The following is an 18151-nucleotide window of genomic DNA, read 5'->3' as shown; positions in this document are numbered from 1 at the left end:
TCCAACGGCAACCGCGCCCTTTTCAGTCCCGGAGGCAACCATGGCTCTGCGCTCGCAAATCCTCGCCCACAAACTCGAACTGCCGCAGCCCGAACAGGCGCTGCCCGGCCGTGAAACGCCGCTGCCGGTGCCCGAAGCGCACTACGTCAACGGCAACCGGCTGCAGCCGCCCTTCCCCGCCGGCATGCAGCAGGCCCTGTTCGGGCTGGGTTGCTTCTGGGGTGCCGAGCGGCGCTTCTGGCAGCAGCCGGGCGTGTGGAGCACCGCGGTCGGCTATGCCGGCGGCTACACGCCAAACCCCACCTACGACGAGGTCTGCTCCGGGCTGACCGGCCACACCGAAATGGTGCTGGTGGTGTTCGATCCGCGGCTGACCTCCTACGAGACGCTGCTCAAGGTGTTCTGGGAAGCGCACAACCCGACCCAGGGCATGCGCCAGGGCAACGACGTCGGCACCCAGTACCGCTCGGCGATCCATGTGCTGAACGACGAGCAGGCCGCGGCCGCCGAAGCCAGTCGCGCGGCGTTCGAGGCCGAACTGGAGAAGGCTGGATTCGCCGGCATCACCACCGAGATCATCCAGGCGCCGACGTTCTACTACGCCGAGGCCTATCACCAGCAATACCTGGCGAAGAACCCCAACGGCTACTGCGGCCTGGGCGGCACGGGCGTCTGCCTGCCGGCGTGAAGCGCGCCGCCTGGCTCGCCGGCGTGAGCGCGGTGCCCGCCGAGGTCTAGACTACGCTGCAAAATGCCAGTAAATAGCCAGCAGCCGATCAGCCTTGCGAGCCAGGCATGCCCGAAACACCCGTCTACATCACTCCCGACCAGCTCTGCGTCGGTCTCTATGTCCAGCTCGAACTGGGCTGGTGGGAGCATTCCTTCGCGTTCAGCAAGTTCAAGATCAAGGACGAGGGGCAGATCAAGGCGCTCCGCGACCTGGGCCTGAAACGGCTGCGTTACGACCCCGCGCGCAGCGATTGCGCCCCGCTGGAACTGCCCGAGCCCGAAGCCCCGCCGGCTGTGGAAGCGCCGCCGCCCAGCGCCGAGGAGATCGCCCGCGAGAAGCGCGTGCGCAAGCTCAGCGTCCTGCGCAAGCGCCTGGCGGAGGTGGATCGCAAGTTCGTGCAGACCAGCCAGCGCGCCAAGGGCCTGATCCAGACCCTGCGCCGGCAGCCGGAAGACCTGACCAAGGAGGCCGGCGCGCTGGTGGCCGACATGGTCGAGGTGCTGCTCGGCGAGGACGGCGTGGTGCTGCACAGCATCAACGGCAAGGCCTCCGACGACGCCTATTACCATCCGCTGAACGTGACCGTGCTGTCGCTGCTGCTGGGCCGGCAGCTCGGCTTCGACTCAGAGGTTTGCCACAGCCTGGGCATGGGCGCGGTACTGCACGACATCGGCAAGCTGGACATCCCCAGCAAGGTGCTGCTCAAGCCGCCGCCGCTGACGCGCTCCGAGCAGCAGTTGCTGCAGATGCACACCGACTACGGCCTGCGCGTCGGTCAGGGGCTGATGTTCGACGACGACATCCTGCGGATCATCCACGAGCACCACGAGTACTGCGACGGCAGCGGCTATCCGCGCCAACTGAGCGAGGCGTCGATCAGCCGGCTGAGCCGGGTGGTCTGCATCACCAACTACTTCGACAACCTGTGCAACCCGCTCAACCCGCGCGACGGCCTGAGCCCGCACGAGGCGCTGGCGAAGATGTTCACCGTGCGCGCGCGCTTCGACGACGTCGCGCTGAAGGCGTTCATCCGGGTCATGGGGGTCTATCCGCCGGGCAGCCTGGTGCAGCTCGACAATGATGCCTACGCCCTGGTGCTGGCCATGCACCCGAGCCTGCCGCTGAAGCCGACGCTGATTCTCTACGACGCCACGGTGCCGAAGAACGAAGCGCTGATCGTCGACCTGGAGCAGGAGCCGCAGCTGGCGATCGCCCGCGCGCTGCGACCGGCGCAGTTGCCGGCCGAGGTGCTGGAGTACCTTAACCCGCGCCTGCAGCTGTCCTATCACGTGGATGCACGCCAGCGCGGTTGAGCCGCGGCCTCACTCCTCGATCAGCCAGTCCAGCCGCCAGCCGCCCTCGCTCTGCGCCAGGTGCTCGGCAAGCCAGGGCAACAGCTCGCGCAGCTCCTCTTCCAGTCCCCACGGCGGGTTGGCGATGGCCAGACCGGAACCGTTCAGGCGTTGCGCCTCGTCGGCCGGGTGCACCAGCAGCTCGACGCGCAGTAGCTTGGGCGCACCACTCTGCTGCAGGTCGCGGTAGAAACGCTTGAGCTGGCGCTCGTCCTTGATCGGATACCAGATCGCGACGATGGCCTGGCGCATGCGCGCGATGGCTTCCTGCAGCGCCTGGGCGCAGCGCTGCAGTTCGTCGGCCTTCTCGAACGGCGGGTCGATCAGCATCAGCACGCGCTTCTCGCGGGTCGGCAGCAGCGCCCGCGGCACGTGCCAGCCCTCGCCCAGGTGCACCGCCACGCGGCGGTCGCCGGCCATGTTTTCCTTGAGCAGGCGCCCGTCTTCCGGGTGCTTTTCGTTCAGTTGCAGGTGGTCCTGCGGGCGGCTCAGGCGCCGCGCCAGCTCCGGCGAGCCGGGGTAGTAGCGCAGCGTGCCCGCCGGGTTCAGGGCGGCGATGGTGGCGCGATAGTCGGCCATCGCCGCCGGCATCGGCGTATCCCACAGGCGGCCGATGCCGGCCAGCCACTCGCCGGTCCGACTGGCGGCGTCGCCCTGCAGGTCGTACAGGCCGATGCCGGCGTGGCTGTCGACGTAGGCGAAGGGCGCCTCCTTGCGCGACAGGGCGGCGATGATCCTGGCGAGGATCAGGTGCTTGAGCACGTCGGCATGGTTGCCGGCATGGAAGGCGTGGCGGTAGTTCATCGAAGGTCCTCGGCTCAGGCGGCGAATTCTACCGCCCCGGCAGCGGCTTTTGCGCCTCCATCACGCTCGTGCATGGTGCTGGTCGGAGCGCCTTCGCGGGCCCAGACTGGCCCGATCCAACCGGAGGTACCCATGTCCGAGACCCTGCTCAGTTCCCGCAACCTGGCTTTCGAGCTCTACGAAGTGCTCGATGCCGAAGCCCTTACCCAGCGCGAGCGCTTCGCCGAGCACAGCCGCGAGACCTTCGACGCCGCTATCGGCACCGCGCGCAACATCGCCGAGAAGTTCTTCGCCCCGCACAACCGCAAGGGCGACGAGAACGAGCCGGAATACATCGACGGCGCGGCGAAGCTGATTCCCGAAGTCAAGCCGGCGGTCGATGCCTTCCTCGAGGCCGGCTTCCTGAACGCCGCGCGCAGCTTCGAGCAGGGCGGCATGCAGTTGCCGACGCTGCTGTCCCAGGCCTGCTTCGCGCATTTCCAGGCCGCCAACGCGGCGACCACGTCCTATCCGTTCCTGACCATGGGCGCGGCCAACCTGATCGAGAGCTTCGGCAGCGAGGAGCAGAAGCGGCGCTTCCTGGAGCCGATGATCGAGGGGCGCTTCTTCGGCACCATGGCGCTGACCGAGCCGCATGCCGGCTCGTCGCTGTCGGACATCCGCACCCGTGCGGAGCCGGCCGGCGACGGCAGCTACCGGATCAAGGGCAACAAGATCTTCATCTCCGGGGGCGACCATCCGCTGTCGGAGAACATCGTGCACATGGTGCTGGCCAAGCTGCCGGACGCACCGCCCGGGGTGAAGGGCATCTCGCTGTTCATCGTGCCGAAGTTCCTCGTCGAGGACGACGGCTCGCTGGGCGCGCGCAACGACGTGGCGCTGGCCGGGCTGTTTCACAAGATGGGCTGGCGCGGCACCACCTCGACGGCGCTGAACTTCGGCGACAACGGCGCCTGCGTCGGCTACCTGGTCGGCAAGCCGCACGCCGGACTGTCCTACATGTTCCAGATGATGAACGAGGCGCGCATCGGCGTCGGCATGGGCGCGGTGATGCTCGGCTACGCCGGCTACCTGTATTCGCTGGACTACGCCCGCGAGCGTCCGCAGGGCCGCCTGCCGGACGGCAAGGACCCGACCTCCGGGCAGGTCTCGATCATCCAGCACGCCGACGTGCGGCGCATGCTGCTGACCCAGAAGGCCTACGTCGAGGGCGCCTTCGACCTCGGCCTGTATGCCGCGCGCCTGTTCGACGACACCCAGACCCTCGCCACCGAGGAAGAGCGCAAGCAGGCCCACGAGCTGCTCGACCTGCTCACTCCTATCGTCAAGTCCTGGCCTTCCGAGTTCTGCCTGAAGGCCAACGAGCTGGCGGTGCAGATCCTCGGCGGCCACGGCTACACCCGCGACTACCCGGTGGAGCAGTACTACCGCGACAACCGCCTCAACCCGATCCACGAGGGCACCCACGGCATCCAGTCGCTCGACCTGCTCGGACGCAAGGTGGCGCAGAACAACGGCGCCGGCCTCAAGCAACTGACCCGGCTGATCGGCGACTGCTGCCATCGCGCCGCCGAGTACGAGTCGCTCAACGCGCTGCGTCAGCCGCTGGAGCACCTGCTGCAGCGCCTGTCGACGGTCACCCTGGCGCTGCTCGGCGACCTGATGCAGGGCAAGGTCAACCAGGCGCTGGCCAACTCGGCGCTGTACCTCAACGTGTTCGGCCATGCGGTGATCGGCTGGCGCTGGCTGGAACAGGCGATCCGCGCCGAGCAGGGCCTGGCCCGCGGCAACCCGGCGGATGTGGACTTCTACCGGGGCAAACTGCAGGCCGCGCGTTACTTCCTGACCTGGGAAGTGCCGGGCTGCAACCAGGCGCTGACGCTCCTCGAAGCCCGCGACGACACCTGCCTGGGCATGCAGGAGGCCTGGTTCTAGCCAGCCCGCGCCCGCACCCAAACGTCCCGCCCGGCGGGACGTTTTCCCCCTTCGGCGATGCACCTCGCCCCTCTCCGCCGCCCGCCTGGAAAACGCCGGACATTTTTTGACAGCGGCGCAAAACCTCAGGTTAGAATCCCTGGCATGCGACCTGCATAGATAGGTCGGACCGTACTCGTTCGAGGCGGTCGTTTTCGCCGCCCGAGGAGTGCCGTACGTGGATGCCATCACCATCAACAGCCTGTTCCTGATCGGCGCGTTGCTGGTGGGTGCGAGCATCCTGGTCAGCTCGCTCTCCTCGCGCCTGGGCATCCCGATCCTGGTGATCATCCTCGCGGTCGGCATGGTCGCCGGCATCGACGGCCCCGGCGGGATCGGCTTCTCCAACTATCCGATGGCCTACCTGGTGGGCAACCTGGCGCTGGCGATCATCCTCCTCGACGGCGGCCTGCGCACCCGCGTGTCCAGCTTCCGCGTGGCGCTCTGGCCCGCGTTGTCGATGGCTACGGTGGGTGTGCTGATCACCACCGGGCTGACCGGCATGGCCGCCGCCTGGCTGTTCGACCTGAACCTGATCCAGGGCCTGCTGATCGGAGCCATCGTCGGCTCCACCGATGCCGCCGCGGTGTTCTCGCTGCTCGGCGGCAAGGGCCTCAACGAACGGGTCAACGCCACCCTGGAGATCGAATCCGGCAGCAACGACCCGATGGCCGTGTTCCTCACCGTGACCCTGATCGACATGCTCGCCAAGGGCCAGACCGGCGTCGATATCGGTTTCCTCGGCCACCTGCTCAGCGAATTCGGCATCGGCGCGCTGCTCGGCCTCGGCGGCGGCTGGCTGCTGCTGCAGATGATCAACCGTATCCACCTCGCCCACGGGCTCTACCCGCTGCTGGTCATCAGCGGCGGGCTGATGATCTTCGCCCTGACCAACACCCTGCACGGCAGCGGCATCCTCGCCGTCTACCTCTGCGGCCTGGTGCTCGGCAACCGGCCGATCCGTTCGCGCCACAGCATCCTGCACATGCTCGACGGCATGGCCTGGCTGGCGCAGATCGGCATGTTCCTGGTCCTCGGCCTGCTGGTCACGCCGCACGATCTGCTACCGATCGCGATTCCGGCGCTGGGCCTGGCGCTGTGGATGATCCTGATCGCGCGGCCGCTGTCGGTGCTGATCGGGCTGTGGCCGTTCCGCGCCTTCCACGACCGCGAGAAAGCCTTCATCGCCTGGGTCGGCCTGCGCGGCGCGGTGCCGATCATCCTCGCGGTGTTCCCGCTGATGGCCGGGCTGCCGCACGCCCAGCTGTACTTCAACCTGGCGTTCTTCATCGTCCTGGTGTCGCTGCTGGTGCAGGGCACCAGCCTGCCGTGGGCCGCCAAGCTGCTGCGCGTCACGGTGCCGCCGGCACCGGCGCCGATCTCCCGCGCCGGGCTGGAAGTGCATCCGACCAGCGAGTGGGAGCTGTTCGTCTATCGCCTCGGTGCGGAGAAATGGTGCATCGGCGCCGCCCTGCGCGAGCTGAAGATGCCCGAGGACACGCGCATCGCCGCCCTGTTCCGCGGCACCGACCTGCTTCACCCGTCCGGCAGCACCACGCTGGAAGCCGGCGACATCCTCTGCGTGATCGGCCATGACCGCGACCTGCCGGCGCTCGGCAAGCTGTTCAGCCAGGCGCCCAAGCGCGGCCAGGACCTGCGCTTCTTCGGCGACTTCGTGCTCGAGGCCGACGCCGAGCTGGGCGCCATCGGCGCGCTCTACGGCCTGCAACTGGACGATCTCGACGGCAGCCAGCCACTGGGCCGCTTCATCGCCCGGCAGATCGGCGGCGAACCGATCGTCGGCGACCAGGTGGAATGGAAGGGCCTGACCTGGACCGTCGCCAGCATGGACGGCAACCGCATCGGCAAGGTCGGCGTCAGGTTTCCCGAAGGCGGCCGCCCGGGGCCGGGGCTGTTCCTCTAGCCCGAAGCGGCATGGCGGATCATCGCAAGCGGCTGAGGCTATTGGTCGCGACGGCCTGTTAAACTCGCCGTCTTTCCAGCCGCACGAACGCCGCCATGTCCTTTCTGCGTTGCCTGCCTTTCGCCCTCCTGCTCGGTTTCTGCCTGAGCGTTTCCCCCTCCTATGCCGAACCACCGTCGCGCGATGCCGTGCAGCAGAACCTCGACGGCCTGGCCCAGCGCAAGCTCGCCGAGGCCGACCAGGCCGCGGTACAGCAGGCCCTCGAACGCACCCTGAGCCTGCTCGACCAGCGCGCCACGACCCAGCAGGCCCTGGCCAGCCTCAAGCAGCAGCTCGCCGAAGCGCCACGCCTGATCGCCACATCGCAGCATCAGTTGGCGCAGCTCAAGGCCAGCACACCGGTGGACATCGCCAGGCGCTACGCCGCGAGCAAGGTGCCGGAGATCGAGCAACTGATCGCCGAGCGCAGCAACCAGCTGAACGAGTGGCAGAAGGCGAGCACCGCCGCCAACAGCCTGATCATCACCTCGCAGACCCGCCCCGAGCGCGCGCAGACGGAGATCAGCAGCAACCAGACGCGCAGTCAGGAAATCAGCAGCGCGCTGAAAACCGGCAAGCTGGACGGCAAGCCGCTGATCCCCGAAAGCCGCGGCATGCTCGAAGCGGAACTGGCGCAACTCGACGTGCAGACCCAGCTGCGCCGCCAGGAGATGGCCGGCAACAGCCTGTTGCAGGACCTCGGCAACGCCCAGCGCGACCTCCTGCAGGAGCGCATCGCACGGCTGGAAAAGGAAATCCTCGACCTCCAGCAACTGATCAGCGACAAGCGCCGCGAACAGTCCGAGCAGACCGTCGCGGCCCAGTCGGCGGAAGCGCAGAAGCTCAGCCCGGACAGCCTGCTGGCCCAGGAAAGCAGCGAGAACCTGCAGCTTTCCGATTACCTGCTCAAGGCCACCGACCGTCTCAGCGAGCTGAATCGCCTGAACCTCGAGGCCCGGCAGAAGCTGGACAACCTGACCCAGGCCGACCAGGCGCTGGAAGAGCAGATCAACGTGCTCAAGGGCAGCCTGCTGCTGTCGAAGATTCTCTACCAGCAGCAACAGGCGCTGCCGAAGGTGAAGACCGACAGCAACCTCGCCGACGAGATCGCCGACCTGCGCCTCTACCAGTTCGAGCTCAACCAGCGCCGCGAAAAGCTCGGCCGCCCTACTGAATACGTCAACCGGCTGCTCGCCGCGCAGCCGCCGGAGCAAGTCACCCCCGAGCTGCGCCAGTCGTTGCAGGGCATCGCCGACACCCGCGCCGAGCTGCTCGCCCAGCTCAATACCGAACTCAACTCGCTGCTCAACGAAGCGATCAACCTGCAGCTCAACCAGAAACAGCTGCAGGACACCGCCAAGAGCCTGCGCGCCACGCTCGAAGAGCAGATGTTCTGGATTCCCAGCAATCAGCCGCTGGGGCTGGACTGGCTGCGCCTGGCGCCGTCCTACCTGCAGAGCCAGGTGGCGCGGGTGCCGTGGAGTTCGCTGACCCAGGAGCTGCTGGCCGGCCTCGGCAGCCGCCCGTGGGTGTTCATTCCGCTGCTGCTGGGGATCGGCGTGCTGCTCTGGCGGCGCCGTTTCATCCACCAGAAGTTGCAGAAGCTGCACGCCGACATCGGCCACTACAAGGACGACAGTCAGTTGCACACGCCGCTGGCGGTGTTCCTGTACATCCTCCTGGCGCTGCCCGGCAGCCTGTTCCTGATGCTCTGCGGGCTGGCGCTGCGCTATGACGCGCGCGGCCAGAACGCCGCCCTGGGCTCAGCGCTGATCCAGATGGCCGAGGCCTGGCTGGTGTTCTACACCGCCTACCGGGTGCTCGACAGCGGTGGCCTGGCCGAGCTGCACTTCCGCTGGGCGCGCCGGCAGGTGTCGTTCCTGCGGGCGCAGATGCGCAAGCTCGGCGTCGTGGTGATGGCGTTGCTGGCGGTGGTGAGCATCGCCGAGGTGCAGCCCGAGACCCTCGCCGAGGACGTCATCGGGATCGTCGTGGTGCTGGTCTGCTACGCGCTGATGGCCTGGCTGCTGGGCAAGACGCTGCTCAGCGGGCCGCGCAAGAAGGCGGTCAACCTGATCATCGGCGTGGCCATCATCGCCCTGCCGATCGCGCTGATCCTCGCGGTCGGCTTCGGCTACTACTACACCGCGCTGCGCCTGTCCGATCGCCTGATCGACACGCTTTACCTGGTGATGATCTGGATCCTGCTGGAAGCCATGTCGGTGCGCTGGCTGTCGGTGGCGGCGCGGCGCCTGGCCTACCAGCGCGCCCTGGCCAAGCGCCAGAGCCAGGCCAAGGAAGGACTCGAAGGCGAGATCCTCGAGGAGCCGACGCTGGACATCGAGCAGATCAACCAGCAGTCGCTGCGGCTGATCCGCGTCGCCCTGCTCGGGGTGTTCTTCGTCGCGCTCTACTGGGTCTGGGCCGACCTGCTCGGCGTGTTCGCCTACCTCGACAACATCACGCTCTATACCTATGCCAGCGGCACCGGCGCCAGCGCCGTGCAGACACCGATCACCCTGCTCAACCTGCTCAGCGCGTTGATCCTGTTCGCCATCACCGTGGTTCTCGCCGGCAACCTGCCGGGCCTGCTCGAAGTGCTGGTGCTGTCGCGCCTGAGCCTGGCCCAGGGCAGCGCCTACGCCACCACCACGCTGCTGTCCTACGCCATCGCCGGGCTCGGCTTCGTGATCACGCTGTCGACCCTCGGGGTCAGCTGGGACCGCTTGCAATGGCTGGTCGCGGCACTCTCGGTGGGTATCGGCTTCGGCATGCAGGCGATCTTCGCCAACTTCATCTCCGGGCTGATCCTGCTCTTCGAGCGACCGATCCGCATCGGCGACCTGATCACCATCGGCAGCATCACCGGCACGGTGAACCGCATCCGCATCCGCGCCACCCACATCACCGACGGCGACCGCAAGGCGGTGATCGTGCCCAACCAGATCCTGCTCACCAGCCAGGTGATCAACTGGACGCTGACCGACACCATCACGCGCATCGTGCTGACCTACAACGTCAACCGCGGCTCGGACCTGGCGCTGGTGCGCAAGCTGCTGATCCAGGCGACCCAGGAAAACACCCGCGTGCTGCGCGACCCGGCACCGACCGTGCAACTGACGGTGTACGGCGCCACCACCCTGGACCACGAGCTGAAGATCTACGTGCGCGACCTCGGCGACCGCGGCCCGGCCACCGACGAGCTGAACCGGCGCATCGACCAGCTGTTCCGCGAGAACAACATCAACGTCGCCGGCGTGCCGCAGATGGACGTGTTCCTCAACAACCGCGACGGCACGCAGAAGAAAATCTGCAGCGCCGCCGCGCAGCCCGCTGCCGACGAAACGCCCGCCGACCCGCCGGCCAAGCCCTGATCCGGCACTCGGCGGCGCCCGCGCGGCGCTGCCGATCGGACGGTCGAGGCCCCTGCCGGCCGCGCGACGTGTTAAAAACGGACCATGAAAAGTCTCGACGATCTGGTTTTCGATAACCGCTTCGCCCGCCTGGGCGACACCTTCTCCACCGCCGTGCTGCCCGAACCCATCGCCGAACCGCGGCTGGTGGTGGCCAGCGCGTCGGCCATGGCGCTGCTCGACCTCGACCCGGCCGAGAGCGAACGTCCCGAATTCGCCGAAATCTTCGCCGGCCACATGCTCTGGTCCGACGCCGAACCGCGGGCGATGGTTTATTCCGGGCACCAGTTCGGCTCCTACAACCCGCGCCTGGGCGACGGTCGCGGCCTGCTGCTCGGCGAGGTGGTCAACGCCGCCGGCGAGCACTGGGACCTGCACCTCAAGGGCGCCGGGCAGACCCCCTACTCACGCAGCGGCGACGGCCGCGCGGTGCTGCGCAGTTCGATCCGCGAATTCCTCGCCAGCGAACACCTGCATGCGCTGGGCATCCCCAGCTCGCGAGCGCTGTGCGTGACCGGCTCGAGCACGCCCGTCTATCGCGAGACCGAGGAGCGCGCCGCCATGCTGCTGCGCATGGCGCCCAGCCACGTGCGCTTCGGCAGCTTCGAGTACCTCTACTACACGCGCCAGCACGACGCCCTGGGGCAACTCGCCGACCACGTCCTGCGCGAGCATTACCCGCACTGCCTGGAGTCGCCCGAGCCGCACGCCGCGCTGTTCCGCGAGGTGCTGGAACGCAACGCCGAGCTGATCGCCCGCTGGCAGGCCTACGGGTTCTGCCACGGGGTAATGAACACCGACAACATGTCGATCCTCGGCATCACCTTCGACTTCGGCCCCTACGCCTTTCTCGACGATTTCGACGCGCACTTCATCTGCAACCACTCCGACGACAGCGGCCGCTACTCCTTCAGCAACCAGGTGCCCATCGCGCACTGGAACCTCTCCGCGCTGGCCCAGGCGCTGACCCCGTTCGTCAGCGTGAAAATCCTGCGCGAGACGTTGACCCTGTTCCTGCCGCTGTACCAGGCGCACTACCTCGACCTGATGCGCCGCCGCCTGGGCCTGCAGCAGGCGGACGAGGCCGATGGCGAACTGGTCGAGCGCCTGCTGCAACTGATGCAGGGCAGCGCCGTCGACTACAGCCTGTTCTTCCGCCGCCTCGGCGAGGACGCGCCGGGAATGGCCCTGGCCCGGCTGCGCGACGATTTCGTCGACCTCGCCGGGTTCGATGCCTGGGCGCAGCGCTACCGCGCCCGCGTCGAGAACGAAGGCGGCGACCAGGCCGCGCGCCGGCAGCGCATGCATGCGGTGAACCCGAAGTACGTCCTGCGCAACTACCTGGCGCAGCGCGCCATCGAGGCTGCGGAAGCTGGCGACTACCGCGAAGTGCGCGAACTGCACGCGGTACTCGCCCGGCCCTTCGACGAACAACCCGGCAAGGAAGGTTTCGCCGAGCGCCCGCCGGAATGGGGCAAGCATCTGGAAATCAGTTGCTCGTCCTGAACCGCAGTGGTTCGACCAGCCCAGGGTCCAAACAAAAGCGCATATAACCCTGCCGAATCATTCTTAGACTCTCTAAGCAAAGCTCACTATCGTGGCGCCACCGGGTGGCCAACCACTCGCCCAGACGGCTTCTGCATTAGATGAAAATCCGCGATCTAGACCTTACCGCCAGCCCGATCAACAGCGAGCACCAGGCCCTTGGCCTGCCGCCGGTCGAGGACTACGTTTCCAACCCGATCAACCATCCCGTGCTGCGCGTCGCCATGTGGCTGGCGGTGGCCATCCTGGTCGGCCTGCTGAGCTTCCTCGCCTGGCGGCTGTTCTTCGGCGAACACCAGAGCAGCGGCCTGGAGATCATCGAGGGCGCGCTGAACAGCCCGCTGTTCTGGAGCGCGGTGGCTGTCGGCTTCCTGGCCCAGGCCATCGACGGCGCGCTGGGCATGGCCTACGGCATCACCGCGACCACCTTCCTGCTGAGTGCCGGTGCCTCGCCCGCCGCGGCCAGCGCCAGCGTGCACATCGCCGAGGTCTTCACCACCGGCCTGTCCGGGATCTCCCACGTCAAGCTGGGCAACGTCAACAAGTCGCTGTTCCTGCGCCTGCTGGTGCCGGGAATGATCGGTGCCGTGCTCGGCGCGGTGGTGATCACCCAGTTCGACGGCAAGGTGCTCAAACCCTTCATCTCCGCCTACCTGCTGCTGATGGGCCTGTACATCCTGGCCAAGGCGTTCCGCCACGTGCTGCAGAAGCGCCAGCCGAAGCACATCGCCAAGCTGGCGCTGTTCGGCGGCTTCGTCGACGCGGCGGGCGGTGGCGGCTGGGGCCCGGTGGTGACCACCACCCTGATCGGCTCCGGCAGCGACCCGCGCACCACCATCGGCTCGGTCAACTTCGCCGAATTCTTCCTGACCATCGCCAGCGCCACCTCCTTCATCCTGCTCGCCGGGCAGCCGAGCACTTGGCTGCTGGTCGCCGGCCTGGTCTTCGGCGGCCTGTTCGCCGCGCCCTTCGCCGCGCTGCTGTGCAAGAGCCTGCCGGCGAAGACCCTGCTGATGCTGATCGGCAGCCTGATCACCCTGATCAGCGCCTACAACATCTACAACGCGCTGGTTGGTTGATCGCGGCATAACCTTAGGCGCAAACGGTTTAGCCGGGCGCGGCGGGACGCATTGACCCGCCGCCGTTCCAGTCGACATGCTCAGGGCCTTCCCTGCCACGATGGAACGCCTCGCACATGAAACTGGAAACCCTCGCCATTCACGCCGGCTACAGCCCCGACCCGACCACCAAGGCGGTGGCCGTGCCGATCTACCAGACCAGCTCCTACGCCTTCGACGACACCCAGCACGGCGCCGACCTGTTCGACCTGAAGGTCGCCGGCAACATCTACACGCGGATCATGAACCCCACCAGCGACGTGCTGGAAAAGCGCGTGGCGGCGCTGGAGGGCGGTGTCGGCGCGCTGGCCGTGGCGTCCGGCGCGGCGGCCATCACCTACGCGATCCAGACCCTCGCCGAGGTCGGCGACAACATTGTCTCGGTGGCCAAGCTGTACGGCGGCACCTACAACTTGTTCGCCCATACCCTGCCGCGCTTCGGCATCGAGACCCGCTTCGCCCCGCACGACGACATCGCCGCCCTGGAAGCGCTGATCGACGGGCGCACCAAGGCGGTGTTCTGCGAATCCATCGGCAACCCGGCCGGCAACATCGTCGACCTGCAGGCACTGGCCGATGCCGCGCATCGCCATGGCGTGCCGCTGATCGTCGACAACACCGTCGCCACCCCGGTGCTCTGCCGGCCGTTCGAGCACGGCGCCGACATCGTCGTGCACTCGCTGACCAAGTACATCGGCGGCCATGGCAACTCCATCGGCGGCATCGTCGTCGACTCCGGCAAATTCCCCTGGGCGCAGAACAGCGAGCGCTTCCCGCTGCTCAATACGCCCGATCCGTCCTACCACGGCGTCACCTACACCGAGGCCTTCGGCCCCGCCGCCTTCATCGGCCGTTGCCGCGTGGTGCCGCTGCGCAACACCGGCGCCGCGCTGTCGCCGTTCAACGCTTTCCTCATCCTGCAGGGCCTGGAAACCCTGGGTCTGCGCATGGAACGGCACACCGCGAACGCGCTGAAGGTCGCCGAATACCTGCGCGACCATCCGCAGGTGCGCTGGGTGAAGTACGCCGGCCTGGCGGATCACCCGGAGCATGAACTGGCGCAACGCTACGTCGAGGGCAAGCCGGCGGGCATCCTGTCCTTCGGCATCGAGGGCGGCCAGGCCGCTGGCGCGCGCTTCATCGATGCGCTGCAACTGGTGGTGCGTCTGGTGAACATCGGCGACGCCAAGTCGCTGGCCTGCCACCCCGCGTCCACCACCCACCGCCAACTCGACGACGTCGAACTGGAGAAGGCCGGCGTGCCGCGCGACATGGTCCGGCTGTCGATCGGCATCGAGCACATCGACGACATCCTCGCCGACATCGGGCAGGCGCTGGCCGCGGCCCGCGGCTGACCGGTCGCCTTGACTTCCCGGCCCGCGGCTCCACATTAGGATCACCATCCTTCGACGGAGCCGCGGCATGTCCGACGCCCTTCTCGTTCCCTGCGCGCACTGCGCCGGGCTCAACCGCATACCGGCAGCGCGCCTGGGCGAGACGCCGAAGTGCGGCCACTGCAAGGCCGAGGTGCTCAGCGCCACGCCCTTCGAACTGAACCAGGCCAATTTCGACCGGCAGATCAAGGGCGATCTGCCCTTGCTGGTGGACGTCTGGGCCGACTGGTGCGGGCCGTGCAAGGCCTTCGCCCCGGTGTTCCAGCAGGCCGCCGCGCAGCTACGCGGGCGCTGCCGGCTGGGCAAGCTGGACAGCGAAGCCAACCACGAGCTGTCGGCGCGCCTGGGCATCCGTTCGATCCCCAGCCTGATCCTCTACCGCGACGGCCGCGAAAGCGCGCGCCAGAGCGGCGCCATGCCGCTGCCGCAACTGCTCGCCTGGCTGAACGGCCAGGGACTCTGAGCGCATCGGTCAGTGGCGCCGAGCGCGGCGATCATTGCCGCGTCAGCGCCGCCGGCTAGGCTGGGGACCTCACCGAAGGAGTCCGCCATGCCCGTGCCCGCCGAGATCGCCCGCCAGCTCACCGAGGAAAAGATCGCCTTCGTCCAGCGCATGGGCCTCAAGGCCGAGGTGCTGGAACCCGGCTTCGTCCGCCTGCTGGCACCGCTGGCCGGCAACCAGAACCACATCGGCAGCCTTTACGCCGGCGCCCTCTTCACCCTCGCCGAAATGCCCGGCGGCGCACTCTTTCTCACCAGCTTCGACAGCCAGCGCTTCTACCCGGTGGTGAAGGAGATGAAACTTCGCTTCCGCCGCCCGGCCACCGGCGACATCCGCGTGGAGGCGCGTCTGGACGCCGCCGAGATCCAGCGCATCCAGGAAGAGGCGACGCGCGCCGGAAAGGCCGAGTACCGGCTGGAGCTGCAGCTCACCGACGCCTCGGGCGCCGTGGTGGCCGAGAGCAGCGCACTCTACCAGTTGCGCGCCCACCCGCGCTGACGCGGTTCAGCTGCCGCCTTCGAGCAGGTGGTGTAGCTCGACGAACTGCCGGGTCAGCTTGTGCGTGGGGTCGAGATGGATCAGCGGCGTGCAGGCCTCGTGCGACTCGCGCATCTTCACCGAAGCGCCGAGATAGACCGGCAGCACCGGCAAGCCTTCGCCGATCATCTCGTCGAGCACCCGCTGCGGCAACGCCGCCCGCGCCTGGAACTGGTTGACCACGATGCCTTCCACCGTCAGGCCGGGGTTGTGGTCGTCGCGAATCTCCTCGATCTCGCGCAGCAACCCGTACAGCGCCTGGCGCGAGAAGCTGTCGCAGTCGAAGGGGATCAGGCAGCGCTCGGCGGCGATCAGCGCGGACACCGTGTAGAAATTCAGCGCCGGCGGCGTATCCAGGTAGATCCGCTCGTAGTCCTCGTCGAGTGAATCGAGCAGTTTGCGCAGCTTGTTGATCTTGTGTTTCGCCTCGAGCTTGGGCTGCAGATCGGCAAGCTCCGCGGTGGCGGTGATCACGTGCAGGTTGTCGAACGGCGTCTCGTAGATGTCCACCTTGCCGTTCTTGGCGATCGGCCCGGACGAGAGGATCTGCGTGAAGAAGTCGGCGATCCCCAGCGGAATCTCGTTGCCGGCCAGCCCGGTGAGGTAATGGCTGGAGTTCCCCTGGGTGTCAAGGTCCACCAGCAACGTGCGATAACCCTCGGCCGCGGCGACCGCCGCCAGGTTGCAGGCGATGCTCGACTTGCCTACCCCGCCCTTCTGATTGAACACCACGCGCCGCATGCGAAACCTCCGGAAATGGAATCCGCTGCCCACTCTACGCCGCGAAGATGACGATAAGACGACAGCGCGGGGGCCGCGGATCGCCGCGTTTCGATGAGCGGCAATCACTCCACCGCCCGCCTTTTGTATAAAGGATCGCTTAGAACGCCGGTGACCCGGAAGGTTGCGCCGCGTCACATTCGATCCTGTAACAATGTTTGCCTGTAGCGGATGGCGCCGGGATAATGCCGCCCGCGCGTGGTCTGGACAGTTTCACACCAACCCGTTTCAGGAAGACGCACCTCGCAATGGACGCCCGTACAGGCGGGAACGAGCGCTTTGACGTGATTCAATTCAGTATCGATCAATGGAGAGCATGGGCACCCGGCCTGGATGACGCGGACGCCTGGACGCGCTGGAGCCTGGCCCCCGGCTGTGTCGGCGGCGACCCGGCGGCCGTGCCTGCGGTCGATTTCCTCCCCGCGATGCAGCGCCGACGCATGAGTCGGCTGGCGCGAATGACCTTCCAGGTGGCCTGGCCGCTGGCCGAAGGCCAGGCGCCGATGCCGATGGTGTTCGCCTCCCGGCATGGCGAGACGCCGCGCACCTTCGCCCTCCTCAGCGAACTGGCCGAACGGCAGCCGCTCTCACCCACCCAGTTCAGCCTCTCCGTGCACAACGCGATCATCGGCCTGTGGTCGATCCTGCGCGGCGACGACAGCGAGATGACCGCCATCGCCGCCGAAGGCGACGGCCTCGAGCACGCCCTGCTGGAGGCTGCCGGGCTGCTCGCCGAGGGCGAGCCGCAGGTGCTGCTGGTGATCGCCGAGGACCGCCCGCCGGAGGCCTACGCCCCCTGGATCGACGACGTGCCCTTCCCCTACGCCGTGGCCCTGAGGCTGCGCCGCGGCGCGCAGTGGACCCTTACCTGCGACACGCCCAGCGCCGACGCAACCGCCTGCCGGTGGCCGCATGCGCTGAATTTCCTGCTCACCCTGCTGCAGGGCGGGAGCCTGTGCAGCAACCACTGGAAGAGCCGCGAATGGACCTGGCGACGCAATCCGTGAAGGCGCACGGCAGCGCCCCTTATGCCTGGCGGCTGATCGCCACGGGACTGAGCTTCGTGCTGTTCGGAGTCGGCGGGCTGTGCCTGCGGCTGCTGATCTTCCCGCTGCTGAGCCTGCTTCCCGGCGACGCGGCCCGGCGCCGCCAACGGGCGCGTGCCACCGTCAGCCGGCTGTTCTGGCTGTTCGTCCAGTTCATGTACCGCAGCGGCGTGCTCACCTACGAAATCGAAGGGGTGCAGCGCCTCGGCCAGCCCGGCCAGTTGATCATCGCCAATCACCCTTCGCTGATCGACGTGGTGGTGCTGATCGCCTGCATCCGCGATGCGAACTGCGTCGTCAAGCAGAGCCTGTGGAACAACCCGTTCACCCGCGGACCGGTGCGCGCCGCGGGCTACATCAGCAACAGCGGCAGCATGGACATGCTCGACGAGGCGGCAGGGGCGCTGCGCTCGGGTCAGACCCTGATTGTCTTCCCCGAAGGCACCCGCACCACGCCCGGTCGTGCCCCGGAGTTCCACCGTGGCGCCGCGGCGATCGCCCTGCGCGGCGCCCGCATCGTCACGCCGGTGGTGATCAGCGTCACGCCGACGACCCTGACCAAGGCCGAGCCCTGGTACAGCATTCCCTCGCGACGCTTCCACTTCCGCCTGCAGGTCGGCGCGGACATCGATCCGCAACGCTTCGCCGAGCAGGACAGCGCGCCCATCGCTTCGCGCAAACTCAACGATCATCTGCATCACTACTTCATGAAGGAGCTCGCCGAAGATGAGCCAACTGGAAACTGACATCAAAAACCTGATCATCGAGGCCCTTGGCCTCGAGGACATGGGCCCGGACGACATCGACAGCGAACAACCGCTGTTCGGCGACGGCCTCGGCCTCGACTCGGTGGACGCTCTGGAACTGGGCCTGGCCATCCAGAAGCGTTTCGGCATCAAGATCGACGCCGAAGCCAAGGACACCCGCACGCATTTCGCCAACGTGGCCCGCCTGGCGGCTTACGTCAGCGCGAGCAAAGCGGCCTGAAGGAAC

The 18151-nt window shown here is 67.5% G+C and carries 15 protein-coding genes; 13 read left to right on the top strand and 2 right to left on the bottom strand.

The window, feature by feature from the left end; genetic code table 11:
* Window positions 1-40: 40 nt before the first annotated feature.
* Complete coding sequence (gene msrA, locus BLV15_RS06710; protein WP_090225743.1) at window positions 41-688, top strand: peptide-methionine (S)-S-oxide reductase MsrA; 648 nt, start codon at window positions 41-43, stop codon at window positions 686-688.
* Window positions 689-795: 107 nt separating this feature from the next.
* Window positions 796-2043, top strand: coding sequence for an HD-GYP domain-containing protein (locus BLV15_RS06705; RefSeq protein ID WP_090225741.1), 1248 nt, complete (start codon window positions 796-798; stop codon window positions 2041-2043).
* 9 nt (window positions 2044-2052) lie between these two features.
* Here BLV15_RS06705 and BLV15_RS06700 read toward each other — a convergent pair whose 3' ends face one another.
* Window positions 2053-2886, bottom strand: a complete 834-nt coding sequence (locus tag BLV15_RS06700) for a 23S rRNA (adenine(2030)-N(6))-methyltransferase RlmJ (protein ID WP_090225740.1) — start codon at window positions 2884-2886, stop codon at window positions 2053-2055.
* Window positions 2887-3018: 132 nt separating this feature from the next.
* Here BLV15_RS06700 and BLV15_RS06695 point away from each other — a divergent pair, with 132 nt between their 5' ends.
* From BLV15_RS06695 to BLV15_RS06660, 8 genes are all read left to right on the top strand, one after another.
* A complete protein-coding gene (locus tag BLV15_RS06695) occupies window positions 3019-4821 on the top strand; it encodes an acyl-CoA dehydrogenase (protein ID WP_090225738.1) in 1803 nt (600 codons plus the stop codon).
* 217 nt (window positions 4822-5038) lie between these two features.
* Window positions 5039-6784: a potassium/proton antiporter gene (locus BLV15_RS06690; RefSeq protein ID WP_090225736.1), complete on the top strand. Its 1746-nt coding sequence runs from the start codon at window positions 5039-5041 to the stop codon at window positions 6782-6784.
* 95 nt (window positions 6785-6879) lie between these two features.
* Window positions 6880-10197, top strand: coding sequence for a mechanosensitive channel MscK (mscK, locus tag BLV15_RS06685; protein ID WP_090225735.1), 3318 nt, complete (start codon window positions 6880-6882; stop codon window positions 10195-10197).
* Between the two features lie 84 nt (window positions 10198-10281).
* Complete coding sequence (gene selO / locus BLV15_RS06680) at window positions 10282-11742, top strand: protein adenylyltransferase SelO (protein ID WP_090225733.1); 1461 nt, start codon at window positions 10282-10284, stop codon at window positions 11740-11742.
* A 140-nt stretch (window positions 11743-11882) separates the two neighbouring features.
* Window positions 11883-12860, top strand: a complete 978-nt coding sequence (locus BLV15_RS06675; protein ID WP_090225731.1) for a sulfite exporter TauE/SafE family protein — start codon at window positions 11883-11885, stop codon at window positions 12858-12860.
* A 116-nt stretch (window positions 12861-12976) separates the two neighbouring features.
* A complete protein-coding gene (locus BLV15_RS06670) occupies window positions 12977-14254 on the top strand; it encodes a bifunctional O-acetylhomoserine aminocarboxypropyltransferase/cysteine synthase (RefSeq protein ID WP_090225730.1) in 1278 nt (425 codons plus the stop codon).
* Window positions 14255-14321: 67 nt separating this feature from the next.
* Window positions 14322-14756, top strand: coding sequence for a thioredoxin TrxC (gene trxC, locus BLV15_RS06665; RefSeq protein WP_090225729.1), 435 nt, complete (start codon window positions 14322-14324; stop codon window positions 14754-14756).
* An 87-nt stretch (window positions 14757-14843) separates the two neighbouring features.
* Window positions 14844-15293, top strand: coding sequence for a YiiD C-terminal domain-containing protein (locus BLV15_RS06660; RefSeq protein WP_090225727.1), 450 nt, complete (start codon window positions 14844-14846; stop codon window positions 15291-15293).
* A gap of 6 nt (window positions 15294-15299) precedes the next feature.
* On the opposite strand, the gene BLV15_RS06655 is transcribed toward BLV15_RS06660, so the two are convergent.
* Window positions 15300-16073: a ParA family protein gene (locus tag BLV15_RS06655; protein WP_090225726.1), complete on the bottom strand. Its 774-nt coding sequence runs from the start codon at window positions 16071-16073 to the stop codon at window positions 15300-15302.
* A gap of 287 nt (window positions 16074-16360) precedes the next feature.
* Here BLV15_RS06655 and BLV15_RS06650 point away from each other — a divergent pair, with 287 nt between their 5' ends.
* From BLV15_RS06650 to BLV15_RS06640, 3 genes are read left to right on the top strand one after another with little or no spacing between them, the layout of a single operon-like run.
* Complete coding sequence (locus tag BLV15_RS06650) at window positions 16361-17119, top strand: beta-ketoacyl synthase chain length factor (protein WP_090225725.1); 759 nt, start codon at window positions 16361-16363, stop codon at window positions 17117-17119.
* The gene (locus tag BLV15_RS06645) at window positions 17095-17904 is read left to right on the top strand and encodes a lysophospholipid acyltransferase family protein (RefSeq protein ID WP_090225723.1); all 810 of its coding nucleotides are present in this window, start codon (window positions 17095-17097) and stop codon (window positions 17902-17904) included. Before BLV15_RS06650 ends, BLV15_RS06645 begins: the two co-directional genes overlap by 25 nt.
* A complete protein-coding gene (locus tag BLV15_RS06640) occupies window positions 17885-18145 on the top strand; it encodes a phosphopantetheine-binding protein (RefSeq protein WP_090225722.1) in 261 nt (86 codons plus the stop codon). Before BLV15_RS06645 ends, BLV15_RS06640 begins: the two co-directional genes overlap by 20 nt.
* Window positions 18146-18151 lie beyond the last annotated feature (6 nt).

Source organism: Pseudomonas kuykendallii (genome assembly GCF_900106975.1).
Lineage (GTDB): Bacteria > Pseudomonadota > Gammaproteobacteria > Pseudomonadales > Pseudomonadaceae > Pseudomonas_O > Pseudomonas_O kuykendallii.
This window is presented reverse-complemented; position numbering and strand designations above follow the sequence as displayed.